The organism is Halomonas korlensis, from assembly GCF_900116705.1.
In the GTDB taxonomy this organism is placed as follows: Bacteria; Pseudomonadota; Gammaproteobacteria; order Pseudomonadales; family Halomonadaceae; genus Halomonas; species Halomonas korlensis.
Map to the genome: position 1 here is coordinate 97,859 of NZ_FPBP01000004.1, position 11,868 is coordinate 109,726.

Sequence of the window (11,868 nt, forward strand, 5' to 3'; positions counted from 1 at the left end):
GGGACGCTGGATCCCCCGACACCGCAAGACAGGACACGACAGGAGCGCCCCCCCCATGAATACCCCCGCTATCGATCAGACCAAGCTCGAAGCCTTCGTCGCCCAGGCCGTTGGCGACCTTTCTTCCGGCTACGGCGGCGTGATGGTGAGCCTGGGCAGCAAGCTCGGGTTATACAAGGCGCTGGCGGACGCCGGCCCGCTCAGCGCCGGGGAGCTTGCCAGCCGTACCGGCTGCGCCGAGCGCTACGTCGGCGAGTGGCTGAACGCGCAGGCCGCCGGCGGCTACGTGGGTTACCACGCCGTCAGCGATACCTACGAACTCTCTCCCGAGCAGGCCATGGTGCTTGCCGACGAAGATAGCCCCGTGTTCATTCCCCACGCCTGGCAAGTGCCGGCCTCGATGTGGTTCGACGAGGAGCGCACGTTGGACGCCTTTCGCACCGGCAAGGGCGTAGCGTGGGGCGAGCACGACGGACGCCTGCAGTGTGGCGTGGCGGCGTTCTACCGCAACGGCTATCGGGCCAGCCTGGTGCCGGAGTGGCTGCCCGCCTTGGAAGGCGTCGTCGAACAGCTCGAGGCCGGCATTACCGTTGCCGATGTCGGCTGCGGCCACGGCCACTCGACCGTGCTGATGGCCAAGGCGTTTCCCCGTTCACGCTTTCACGGCTTCGATGCCCATGCGGCCTCGATCGACGCGGCCAGGCGCAACGCGGAAGCGGCGGGCGTTGCCGACCACGTAAGTTTCGAGCTCACCCAGGCGGTAGACTACCCCGACAGGCAGTACGGGCTGATCTGCTTCTTCGACTGCCTGCATGACATGGGCGACCCCATCGCTGCCGCCCGTTACGCCGAGCAGGTCCTGGCACCGGACGGCACGGTGCTGCTGGTCGAGCCCTACGCCCAGGACAAGGTCGAGAACAATCTTTCGACCGTTTCGCGCATGTATTATTCGGCCTCTACTACCATCTGCTGCGCCCACGCCATCTCGGAGGGCGGCCAACTCGTGCTCGGCGCACAGGCCGGTGAAGCCCGCCTGGCCGAGGTGTTCCGCAAGGCCGGCTTCAGCCACTTCCGGCGCGCGGCCGAAACCCCGTTCAACCTGATCCTCGAAGCGAGGCGCTGACAAGCCCGAACAAGGAACCTGAAAGAGGAGCCCGGATGTCCGGGCTCCTCCTGGTTGCTGCTCCCGCATGGGTTCCATCCCAATCGGCTTTCCGCACCTCACCGATCAGGTCGGCCGGGCGGTGAGGGTGGGTCAGCGCACCGACACAGACCGAAAGCAAGCGTATAATATTTAGCCCCGCGTCTCGATGACTCCATGGCGAGGTTCAGACGTCGACATCAGCTCTCCCCAAGAGACATTTTCATGAGCAAGCACCAAGACGAAGGCCGAAAGGACGAGGAGTACCCAACGAAATGAACAATAACCCGATGGACATGATGGCCGCGTGGATGAAAATCGCCGCTTCCTATAACGAGATGACGCTTTCTGCCGGTGAGGTGATCGCCCGTCGCACCATGATCATGGCCAGCGGCGCCATGTCCGCCCCCGATGCCATGGGCATATTGATGGAGAAGGTAACGATTTTCGCCACAGCGACCGAGCAAGCGTCAGTGGCGGCGGCCAGCGGTGCCGACCCCGCGCGGATCACGGCGGCGGCGCTCAAGCCATACAGCACCCAAACTGAATCCAACCTGCGTCAGCTGCGGCGTTGAACGGAGCATACGTCTCCAGCGGCGTCACTGCCGACGAGACCCGCAACGCATAACCGCCACCCGGAACGGTCCGTAAGTGGCGGTTTTTTATATGTTCTTTTTGCCAGAATAGCAGATTTCGAGAAAATCAGAGTTCATTCTGAATTACCGAACGGTAACTTTAGAGATAGCTAGAGCTTAACCTCCGCGATTATTACCGCTCGGTCATTATTTCATTGCGGATAACCAAACCCGCGCCTAGAATTACCGAACGGTAATCACTGGCGGGTTTGCCATGCCTAAACATTCCTCCCCTGCACACGACGCCCCTGCTTCGGCGCTCTTGGCCATACCTATTCGCCACAGCGATGAACTTGGCAAACTGGTGCGCCAGCTGCGTGCCGAGCAGGGGCTGCTGCAAATCGACCTGGCCGGACTGGCCGGCACTGGAAATCGCTTCATCGTCGACCTGGAACGGGGCAAGCCGACCTTGCAACTGCAAAAGGTGTTGGACGTGCTGGATCTGATGGGGCTCGAGGTCGTCGTGCGGCGCAAGGGTGGCAACCGCCATGGCAAGTGATAACGCCATGGAGGTTTACCACGGCGACGACTATGTTGGCCGGCTGCATGACGGTGAACCGCTGCGCTTCGAGTACGCCCCCGCATGGCAAGAGCACCCGATGGCACTGGCTCTCTCGCCCTCACTGCCACTCACGCAACGTGTTCACATTGGCGATGAGGTACTGGCCTACTTCGAGAACCTGCTGCCGGAAGGCGATCTGCGCCACCATTTGGCGCTACGCCATCACACCACTAGCGTTTTCGGGCTGCTGAAGGCCATCGGCGGGGACACGGCCAGTGGTTTCACCCTGTTACTACCGGGGGAGTCACCGGCGCCGCCGACCTATCGCCCCATCAGCTGGGAGGCGCTGGCGGAACACCTGCGGCACCGTGAACGCGGTCCCCTGTTTTCACAGCAGGGCGAGGAGGCGCGCATCTCGCTGGCCGGTGCTCAGGACAAGCTCCTGTTGATGCTGCTGGAAGACGGAAGCCCCGCCATACCGCAAGGATCGGCGCCTTCCAGCCATATCCTCAAGCCGGACCTCCAGGGCCTGAGAGGCGTATGGGGCTCCGCCATCAACGAGACCTTCTGCATGCAACTGGCCGCCGAGCTCGGGCTGGGGGTCGCCGAGGCCAGCTACCAGCCCCATACCCGGGCCTGCCTCGTGCGCCGATATGACCGCGTGCCCAACGAGCAAGGTGGGCTACGTCGCTTGCACCAGCTCGACGTCTGCCAGCTCGCCGGCACACCCTCGCTGATCAAGTACGAAAGCGACGGCGGCCCAGGTCTGTTGTGCTGTCGCGAACTCCTGCAGCAGGCCGGTACACCGGCCAAGGATTTGCAGCGCCTGATCGGCTGGTTCTTCTTTAATCTGTTGATCGGCAACAACGACAGCCATGCCAAGAACCTTGCCATTCTCTATACCGACGAGGGGCCCCGTTTAGCACCGTTCTACGACCTGATGAGCACGACATTCTACAGCGGGCTCTCGCGCCGCTTTGCGTTTCGCATCACCGATGAGGATCGCCCCGGCAAAATCGAACGTTCACACCTTCAAACGCTCGCACGCGCGATGCGGTTCCAGCCACGCTACTTCTTACACCAAGGGCTAGAAATCGCTGAACGCATGCCGGCTGCCATCGACAGCTCCCTGGCCTCACTGAGTGCAGAGGCCCATGCCGGCACTGAACAGACGCTGCTGGAGAGACTGCAACAGCGGTTGCTGAACAACTGCCGAAAGCTGGCACAGCGTTGGGCGGCGAGCCATGGCTAACGCCCGGTATCAACTGCCGAAGCGCTGCGGCTATTCCATGAATCCAGCGATCAACCGGTAGTGGGGCCGCTTTGGTGAAGTCTCCATGACTAAACTACACTCCAGCCGAACGGACGGGACTTCACCTGTAGATATCACCTCGTAGAAAAAGACTCCGGTCGCCCCGGGCGACGAGTCTTCATGGATCAGCAAAAGGAGCTTGCCTTGACCGCCACAGCCGAACGAACGTATCGACGCGGATTGCATCCGATTCATGCTCTATTGCTTGCGGGAACCCTTACGCTCTTTCTTGGCGCCACGTTGAGCGACTATGCCTACTTCACGAGTTACCACATTCAATGGGGCACCTTCGCTTCCTGGCTGATTGCCGGCGGCCTCATTTTCAACGGCCTCGCACTGTTGTTTGCGCTTGTTGGACTCTTTCGGGCCGACGGCCATCGTCGCCTTTCTATCGTTTACTTCTTGCTGCTGCTGGTCACCTGGATAGTGGGCTTCATCAATGCGCTGATCCATGCCAAGGATGCCTGGGGCATGATGCCCACCGGCTTGATTCTCTCGATTATCGTTACCGTGCTGGCATGCGCGGCGACCTGGATCGGTTTCTCCCGTCTCAGCGCAGGAGATAAGTCATGAAGCTTGCCAGCCGCTACGCCGCTCCCCTCTCGATGCTTCTGGTCGCAGGCGGGGCTAGCGCTCAAGACGCACAACAATATGGCCCCAATCCAAGCCTTCCAGAACCGCAGCGCGGGCTCTTGCCCGACATGACGGTTCCCGAGCCGGCGGAATGGGGCGACCAGCAACCGACAGTGCCCGAGGGCTATACGATCACGGCCATCGCCACCGACCTCAAAGTGCCGCGGCAAACGCTGGTGCTGCCCAATGGCGACATTCTGGTAGCCGAAGGTAGCGGCGGCAGCGCCCCGCCGCTGAAGCCGAAAGACTTCATTGCCGGGGTTATCAAGGCAAGGGGGACCACCTCGGTCGAGAGCGGTGATCGATTGACCCTGTTGCGCGATAGCGACGGTGACGGAGCCTTTGAGGAACAGACGGTGTTCGCCGAAAACCTCAACGCGCCTTACGGCCTTGCGCTGGTCGACAACAATCTCTTTGTGGCCAACCAGGATGCGCTGGTGCGATTCGATTACGAGGAAGGCCAGACCCAGGCCAATGGGCCGCCCGAGGAGGTGACGAAGCTACCTTCTGAGATCAACCACCATTGGACCAAGGCGCTGACCGCGAGCGCGGATGGACGTTTTCTTTACGTAGGCATCGGCTCCAACAGCAATATCACCGAGCGCGGCATGGCAGCGGAAGTCAACCGGGCCGAGGTGTGGCAGATCGATGCAGAGACCGGTGCGCACAAGCCTTATGCGACCGGCTTGCGCAACCCCACGGCGCTGACGATTCATCCCGAGACAGACGAGCTCTGGGCCGTGGTCAACGAGCGCGACGAGCTCGGGCCCAATCTGGTGCCCGACTACCTTACATCCGTTCAGGAAGGCGGCTTCTACGGCTGGCCGTACAGCTACTGGGGGCAGAATGTGGACCCACGCGTTCGCCCGCAGGACCCCGAAAAAGTGGAATCGACGATTGTTCCGGATTACAGCCTAGGCTCGCACGTGGCTCCTCTCGGCCTCGCCTTTTCCACACCGGAAGTGGGCGATGACTTCGCGGAGGGTGTGTTCATCGGCGAGCACGGCAGCTGGAACCGCGCGGACCCTGTTGGCTACAAGGTGGTCTTCGTGCCCTTCAGCAACGGCCAACCTGACGGCGACCCCATCGACTTCGTTTCAGGGTTTCTCACGGATGACAGCAGAACCCGTGGTCGTCCGGTTGGCGTCACCGTGGCCCCGGACGGTGCCGTCATTATCGCCGATGACCTGACGAACGCCGTCTGGCGAGTGACGCCTGATGAGGCGAACACGCCGCAAGCGACGGATGAGGCGGAATCCGCCGCGCCTGAGGAGGAATCAGCTACGTCTGGCGAACCTGCTGCGTCCGAGGATGAAGCCGATACGGCGAGCGATGAAGCCACCACGTCTGCCTGAACGGGCCAGGAGGTACTTTCGGCCGGTGCCCGGTGGGTGTCTCCGCCGCCCTCGGCCTGGAGGCTCAAGGCGGCGGCGACTACTTGCCGACCAGCCAGTGCGTGACGCCAAGCGCCAAGACTACCGCCGCGATAGCCAGCATCTCTTCTGCGGTAATGGTTTCGATGTCGAGGATGATGACCTTGCGCGCAATGGCCATCAGAGCCGTGGCGATCACCAGGCGAATGGGCAGGATATTGGTGCCGAGGTAAAGCCGAATGTTGATGAAGATCTCCACGGCGATCAACACCACCATGAAAGCGCCAAAGATGACGAAGATATCGCTGACATTGAACAGCATCACCGGCGGGGCCATGAAGCGCGTGTAAAGCACGTAAATCACGTCCAGCACGCCCCAGATGATCACCAGCACCATCAACACCGCCAATACCTTGATGGCAAAGCGGATGACGATATGCAAACCACGGATCAACGGATCCTCATGCTCCTTGGGTAGCTCGTCATGCATCAGCTGTGGCGGACGGGGCCCGGTGCTCTTCTCATGCTCCATGTGTCTCTCCTGACAAGCTACCCCGAAACAGACACGCTGGTCTGATGCGAAACGGGGGAAAGGCTCGACTATATGGCGGCGAGTGGGGCGACGCTAGCCAGAGGGTGGGGAGACGCGCTCAGAATCGAATCGTTCCTCGCAGATAGGGCGCCACCTGTCCGGTGAGAATGACCCGGTCGCCCTGACATTCACAGGTCAATTGCCCTTGGCGGGCGCCCCCTTGCCGGGCCGACATTTTGGTCTTGCCCAGCCGCCCGGCCCAGTACGGCGCCAGCGAGGTATGGGCCGAGCCCGTCACCGGGTCCTCCTCGACGCCGACCTTGGGCCCAAACCAGCGCGAGACGAAGTCGAATTCCCGCCCTGGCGCCGAGACCACCACGCCGCGCCCCGGCAACGCCGCCAGCCTGGCCATGTCCGGCGCCAGCGTCGCGACGGTATCCTCGTTCTCCACCGCGACGAGAATGTCGTCGGTCATCACGACGTCGCCTTGCGTCAATCCCAACGCGGCCAGCACCGTCTCGGGGTCGGCCATCGGCTCGGACCGTTTGGCGGGAAAATCCATCGCCAGGCCTTCCTCGGTGCGGCTGACCCGTAGCTCGCCACTGCGAGTAGCAAAACGCAGCGTCTCGCCCACCTCGCCCAGTTCGTTGAAGATCACCCAGGCGCTTGCCAGGGTGGCGTGTCCGCACAGCTCGACCTCGACCGTTGGCGTGAACCAGCGCAGGTGATACCCCGCCCCCTCGCGCACGAAAAAAGCGGTTTCGGAAAGATTGTTCTCCGCCGCAATAGCCCGCAGCGTGGCATCGTCCAGCCATTCGGTCAGCGGGCATACCGCCGCGGGATTGCCTTCGAAGGGATGGCTCGCGAAGGCGTCCACCTGGTAGAGATCGAGTTTCATAGCGTCCTTGGTGCCTGTCATTTGAGAAAACAGCCTGGCGGCGGAGTAATCGCCCCCGATCACGCCAGACCACAGCATGCCTTGAACTTGCGCCCGCTGCCGCACGGGCAGGGCGCGTTGCGGCCGGGCTTGAGCCGATGGACGAGGGGGTTGCCATCGAGATAGCACCAGCACCCCGCCTCGTGCACGAAGCGCGACGACTCCTCCAGCATCGACCAGCGCCGCCCCTCGCGGAAGGTGGCGCGGAACTGCACCCATCCCCGCTCACCCGCCTCACCGCTCTCGAGCACTTCGAGACGCTTCCAGACGGTCGCAGCATCCGGTGCCAGACTCGCCGGCCGGGTGCTCGGGTGCCAGGTCGTCAGCAGGTAGTCGGTAAGGTCGAACACGAAAGCACTGTAGCGCGAGCGCATCAGAGCCTCGGGGGTCGGCGCCGGCTCGCCGGCGTGATAGCGCCCGCAGCAGTCGGCGAGTGGTCGGCCGCTACCGCAGGGGCAGGCGGTGGTCTCCTTCGGGGTCATAGGGCTGTCGCGGCTCCTCACAAGATCATCGCGTTGTGGGCAGGTCCCAGGCGGGGGTCAGTTCACCTTGCCCATCTCCATGGCCGGCTCGGGCGAGACACCCTGGGCCAGGGCCGCCTCCCGCTCCACGGCCAGGGCGCGCCGGAAGGCCGGTCGCTGCTGCAGGCGCTCCCAGTAGGCGGCCACCGCGGGCTTGAAGCGCTCGCTCAAGCCGACATGGCCGGCCAGCAGCAGCGCATAGCCCACCGAGACATCGGCGGCGGTGAAGCGCCCCGCGCACAGGAAGGGCTCGCGCTCGAGTCGCGGCTCCAGGGTGCGCAACCGCGAGAGGCACCAGCGGGCATAGTCCTCCACCACCTGGGGCTGTCGCCGCTCGGGCGGCTCGAAGTGGCCGTAGCGCAGCACCAGGGTCTGCGGGAAGGTCAAGGTCGCCTCGCCGAAGTGTAGGAAGTTGAGGTAGTCGCCATAGGCCGGCTCGTCCGGCGCCACTTCCAGCCCCGCCTCGGGCAGCCTTGAGGCGAGGTACTGGCAGATGGCCGCGGACTCGGTCATGGCTACCTCGCCGTCGAAGAACGCCGGCACCGTGCCCAACGGGTTGATCTCGAGGAACGCCTCGTCGTGCACCCGCGGCGGGAAGGGGTGCATCACCAGCTCATAGGGCAGCCCCAGCTCCTCCAGCAGCCACAGGGGGCGGAAGGAGCGCGCGCTGACGCAGTGGTGGAGTCGAATCATGGCGGTATCCCCGGCGGCGGTATTCCGGCCATGGTGCCCCGCCCGTGCCGGTTGGGAAAGCCCCTCTTCCCGACCGGGAGCCTACGAGCACTGCATCGGCGAATGCCACCACAATCAGCCGAGCGAGGTGTTGCCCTCGGCATCGATGGGGAAACCAGGATTATGGGCCACCTCCCAGAGATGGCCGTCGGGGTCGGTGAAATAACCGGAATATCCGCCCCACTCCGCCCGGCTGGCCGGCTTGACGATACGCCCGCCGGCGCGCTGCGCCTCGCTCAGCACGGCGTCGACCTCGGGCTCCGAGCCGACATTGTGGGCCAAGGCAAAGCCGGCGAAACCGCTGCCCATATCTTCCACGCCGGCATCCCGCGCCAGGGCGTCGCGAGGATAGAGCGACAGGATCAGCCCGTTGAGCTGGAAGAACACCACCTCGTCATCCACGGCCAACCCCACCTGCCAACCCAGCCCCGCCTCATAGAAGCGTCGCGCCCGCGCCAGGTCGCCGACGCCCAAGGTGACCAGGCTCATGCGCTGTTCCATCGCAGCATCCTCCAGCCATTGAGCCATTCAACCGCTACTCCTCGTTAAAGTAGTCGGTATCCAACCGCTTGATAACGTAGTACTCGACAGCTGACATGCTTTCCAGCGCTTGGCCTGAAGGTAGATCACATCCAGGCCGTGCGGATCCTCATCAACGATCCCATCAATGCCACCATCACCGCTCTGGCCAACCGCTCGCACGGTGCCCAATCGCTCACAATCGTGAGCCCTTCGCAGCCTACACTGCCGCGGCAGCGATCACTCCCATTCGATCGTCACTGGCGGCTTGCTACTGACGTCATAAGTCACGCGGGAGACGCCGGTGATTTCATTGACGATGGAGCTGGAGACGGTTCCAGCAGCCCATGGTGATGAGGGTTTATGCCTTATTGACTTACCGGATTCTCCGGCAAATGCTTTGACATATGCCATGCGGGGCGAAGGATAATCGAATGTCAACTTCTGAACGCCATATACGCCTCTTTCGTAACGGGCGCAACCAAGCACTACGCATACCTCGTGAGTTCGAGTTGGAGGGTGAGGAGGCAATCATACACAAGGAGGGTGATCGGCTGATCGTGGAGCCGATCCGTAAAGGCAGGCTGCTGGCACTGCTTACCTCTATGGATCCCTTGACTGAACCGTTCCCCGATATTGATGACAATCTGCCTTCACTGGACGAAGTGCAGCTGCAAGCCGACCATGCAACTTCAAAAGGTGTTGGACGTGCTGGATCTGATGGGACTCGAAGTCGTCGTGCGGCGCAAGGGTGGCAACCGCCATAGCGGGTGATAACGCCTTGGAGGTTTACCACGATGATCAATTTGTTGCCCGGCTGTACTACGTCCTGCGCCAAGGTCGCGATCTCGCCGAACGCATGCCGGCAGCTATCGACAACACCCTCGCCACTCTCAGCGCCGAGGCCCAGCCAGGCACTGAGCAAGCGCTGCTGGAGGAGCTTCAGCAGCCGCTGTAGAGCAACTGCCGTAGTCTGACGGAGCGGTGGACAGTCGGAGGCAGCTGGCCCCACCGACGTAAGCCCCCGCCCCACCGTCCATGATCAGACCACAGCCAGTCCATGGCGGCCCTCAGTGCGGCACCTACACTATCCGGTAACGGTGCGAGCAGGCCCAAGAGTCCGGCTCGAATAAAACTCCATTCAAACCCATTTCTACAGGCGAAAATCCCGCATTGTGACGTATATATAGCGTCTTGATCTTAATTTACAGCACCTGGCCGATTTTCTGGGAAGTACTGATAAACTCCGCGCATGACAGGCTCTGCCCCGCGGCGGAGCTTTCTGCATCCATCGGCAGGGAGACCTTCATGGCCCGCAATATCATCGTTTTGGGTGCCGGCATGGTCGGCGTATCGGTGGCCTGGCATCTGGTGCGTCGCGGTCATGACGTCACGCTGGTGGACCGCCGCGAGCCGGGGCTCGAGACCTCCTTCGGCAACGCCGGCATCATCCAGCGCGAGGCGGTGCGCCCCTACGCCTTCCCGCGTGACATCGGCACCCTGCTGCGGGTGGTTCCCAACCGCAAAGTGGATATCCGCTACCGCCCCACCGGCATGATGAACGCGGCGGGCCCGCTGCTGAACTACTGGCTGAACTCGAGCGGTAAGCGCTACGAGCGCATCGTAAACGAGTGGGCGTCGCTGATCATGCGCTGCCAGGATGCCCACGCGCCGATGATCGAGGCCGCCGGCGCCGAGGCGCTGGTGCGCAAGGGCGGCTGGCTGGAGCTTTACCGCACCCGCCAGGCGTTCGAGGAGCGCCAGGAAACGGCCCGGGAGAACCACGAGCGCTTCGGGGTCGAGTATGAGGTGCTGGACGCCGAGGCGCTCTACGCCAAGGAGCCGCACCTGGGCAAGGGGCTGATCGGGGCGATCCACTGGACGCAGCCCTGGATGGTCTCGGACCCGGGCGGTCTGGTACAGGCCTACGCCCGCAGCTTTGCTGAACAGGGCGGCCATGTGATGCAGGCCAGTGTCGAGGATGTGCTCCAGGTAGAGGGCGGCTGGCGAGTCAAGACCAGCGCGGGAGCCCTGGAAGCAGATGAGGTAGTGGTGGCCTTGGGGCCCTGGGCCGGCGACCTGCTGGAAAGGCTAGGTATGAAAGTGCCGCTGTTCGTGAAGCGCGGCTACCACATGCACTACTCCACGGAAGAGGGAGCCAAGCTCAACCACTGGGTGATGGACGCCGAGAAGGGATTTCTGCTCGAACCGATGCGCGCCGGGATTCGCCTGACCACCGGCGCCGAGCTTGCCGACCTGGACTCACCGCCCCAGTACAAGCAGCTGGCCGCCGCCGAGAAGGTGGCACGCAAGCTGTTCCCGCTGGGCAAGCGTCGTGACGGCCAGCCCTGGAAAGGAGCGCGGCCCTGCCTGCCCGACATGAAACCGGTGATCGGCCCGGCCCCCGGCAAGGCGGGGCTGTGGCTCGCCTTCGGCCACGGCCATCAGGGCTTTACCCTGGGCCCGGCCACCGGCGAGCTGCTCGCCCAGATGATGGATGGTGAAGAACCCGCGGTGGATATGGCCCCGTTCCGCGTCGATCGCTTCTGAATGTGGGGTCAGGACGAAAACGGGCGCCCTTTGAGGCGCCCGCTTTAAGAAAATTCGCGCACCGACTGGAAGCAATACAGGGATACCTACCACTCACCTGCTCCCTTGGCCACACCCATTCACCACAGGGATGAACTCGGCAAACTGGTGCGCCAGCTGCGTGTCGAACAGGGGCTGCTGCAGATCGACCTGGCCGGGCTGGCCGGCACCGGCAATCGTTTTATCGTCGACCTGGTGCGGGGTAAACCGACCCTGCAACCTCAAAAGGGGTTGGACGTGCTGGATCTGTTGGGGCTCGAAGTCGTCGTGCGACGCAAGGGTGGCAACCGCCATGGCGAGTAACGATACCCTGGTAATGTACCACGACGACCAATACATTGGCCGGCTGCGGGATGCTCTACTGCTGCGCTTCGAGTGATCTCCAGTATGGCTGACACTTCAAGTACTCAGCCGCTTGTTCGAACCCTCAATAAGGTTGTGC

The 11,868-nt window shown here is 62.9% G+C and carries 16 protein-coding genes and 1 pseudogene; 10 read left to right on the forward strand and 7 right to left on the reverse strand.

Annotated elements, in window-relative coordinates; translation table 11 throughout:
* Positions 1-55 precede the first annotated feature (55 nt).
* The 6 genes from BM341_RS07125 (at position 56) to BM341_RS07150 (ending at position 5,578) form a co-directional block, all read left to right on the forward strand.
* Positions 56-1,123, forward strand: a complete 1,068-nt coding sequence (locus tag BM341_RS07125; RefSeq protein ID WP_089794374.1) for a class I SAM-dependent methyltransferase — start codon at positions 56-58, stop codon at positions 1,121-1,123.
* A gap of 293 nt (positions 1,124-1,416) precedes the next feature.
* Complete coding sequence (locus BM341_RS07130; protein ID WP_089794376.1) at positions 1,417-1,716, forward strand: hypothetical protein; 300 nt, start codon at positions 1,417-1,419, stop codon at positions 1,714-1,716.
* Between the two features lie 274 nt (positions 1,717-1,990).
* Positions 1,991-2,275, forward strand: a complete 285-nt coding sequence (locus tag BM341_RS07135) for a helix-turn-helix transcriptional regulator (RefSeq protein ID WP_089794378.1) — start codon at positions 1,991-1,993, stop codon at positions 2,273-2,275.
* On the forward strand, positions 2,265-3,530 hold the full coding sequence (locus tag BM341_RS07140) for a type II toxin-antitoxin system HipA family toxin (protein WP_089794380.1): 1,266 nt from the start codon (positions 2,265-2,267) through the stop codon (positions 3,528-3,530). The genes BM341_RS07135 and BM341_RS07140 overlap by 11 nt, the downstream gene beginning before the upstream one ends.
* Before the next feature lie 180 nt (positions 3,531-3,710).
* Positions 3,711-4,163 (forward strand): DUF2231 domain-containing protein, encoded by a 453-nt coding sequence (locus BM341_RS07145; RefSeq protein WP_245784204.1) that lies wholly within the window; start codon positions 3,711-3,713, stop codon positions 4,161-4,163.
* Positions 4,160-5,578: a PQQ-dependent sugar dehydrogenase gene (locus tag BM341_RS07150; protein ID WP_089794382.1), complete on the forward strand. Its 1,419-nt coding sequence runs from the start codon at positions 4,160-4,162 to the stop codon at positions 5,576-5,578. Before BM341_RS07145 ends, BM341_RS07150 begins: the two co-directional genes overlap by 4 nt.
* 79 nt (positions 5,579-5,657) lie before the next feature.
* Here the strand turns inward: BM341_RS07150 and BM341_RS07155 are convergent, their stop codons facing one another.
* From BM341_RS07155 to BM341_RS19740, 7 genes and pseudogenes are all read right to left on the reverse strand, one after another.
* On the reverse strand, positions 5,658-6,128 hold the full coding sequence (locus BM341_RS07155) for a phosphate-starvation-inducible PsiE family protein (RefSeq protein WP_175507820.1): 471 nt from the start codon (positions 6,126-6,128) through the stop codon (positions 5,658-5,660).
* A 118-nt stretch (positions 6,129-6,246) separates the two neighbouring features.
* Entirely contained in the window at positions 6,247-7,026 is a 780-nt protein-coding gene (locus BM341_RS07160; protein WP_089794384.1) for a PhzF family phenazine biosynthesis protein, read from the reverse strand.
* A 59-nt stretch (positions 7,027-7,085) separates the two neighbouring features.
* Positions 7,086-7,547 (reverse strand): YchJ family protein, encoded by a 462-nt coding sequence (locus tag BM341_RS07165; RefSeq protein WP_089794386.1) that lies wholly within the window; start codon positions 7,545-7,547, stop codon positions 7,086-7,088.
* Between the two features lie 57 nt (positions 7,548-7,604).
* Positions 7,605-8,279 carry a glutathione S-transferase family protein gene (locus BM341_RS07170; protein ID WP_089794388.1) on the reverse strand — a complete coding sequence of 225 codons (675 nt, stop codon included), beginning with the start codon at positions 8,277-8,279 and terminating at the stop codon, positions 7,605-7,607.
* A 114-nt stretch (positions 8,280-8,393) separates the two neighbouring features.
* Positions 8,394-8,846: a VOC family protein gene (locus tag BM341_RS07175; protein WP_245784205.1), complete on the reverse strand. Its 453-nt coding sequence runs from the start codon at positions 8,844-8,846 to the stop codon at positions 8,394-8,396.
* Positions 8,847-9,029, reverse strand: coding sequence for a restriction endonuclease (locus BM341_RS19735; protein ID WP_425431980.1), 183 nt, complete (start codon positions 9,027-9,029; stop codon positions 8,847-8,849). It abuts the gene before it with no gap.
* Positions 9,030-9,077: 48 nt separating this feature from the next.
* Positions 9,078-9,170 (reverse strand): annotated as a pseudogene (locus tag BM341_RS19740) (GMP synthase (glutamine-hydrolyzing)); the annotation flags it as partial.
* Positions 9,171-9,271: 101 nt separating this feature from the next.
* Between BM341_RS19740 and BM341_RS07190 the strand changes: the two are divergent.
* From BM341_RS07190 to BM341_RS07200, 4 genes are all read left to right on the forward strand, one after another.
* Complete coding sequence (locus BM341_RS07190) at positions 9,272-9,604, forward strand: antitoxin (protein WP_089794392.1); 333 nt, start codon at positions 9,272-9,274, stop codon at positions 9,602-9,604.
* A 14-nt stretch (positions 9,605-9,618) separates the two neighbouring features.
* Positions 9,619-9,795, forward strand: a complete 177-nt coding sequence (locus BM341_RS18965; protein ID WP_175507821.1) for a hypothetical protein — start codon at positions 9,619-9,621, stop codon at positions 9,793-9,795.
* Between the two features lie 350 nt (positions 9,796-10,145).
* The gene (locus BM341_RS07195) at positions 10,146-11,387 is read left to right on the forward strand and encodes an NAD(P)/FAD-dependent oxidoreductase (RefSeq protein ID WP_089794394.1); all 1,242 of its coding nucleotides are present in this window, start codon (positions 10,146-10,148) and stop codon (positions 11,385-11,387) included.
* A gap of 105 nt (positions 11,388-11,492) precedes the next feature.
* Positions 11,493-11,729 (forward strand): helix-turn-helix domain-containing protein, encoded by a 237-nt coding sequence (locus tag BM341_RS07200; protein ID WP_089794395.1) that lies wholly within the window; start codon positions 11,493-11,495, stop codon positions 11,727-11,729.
* Positions 11,730-11,868 lie beyond the last annotated feature (139 nt).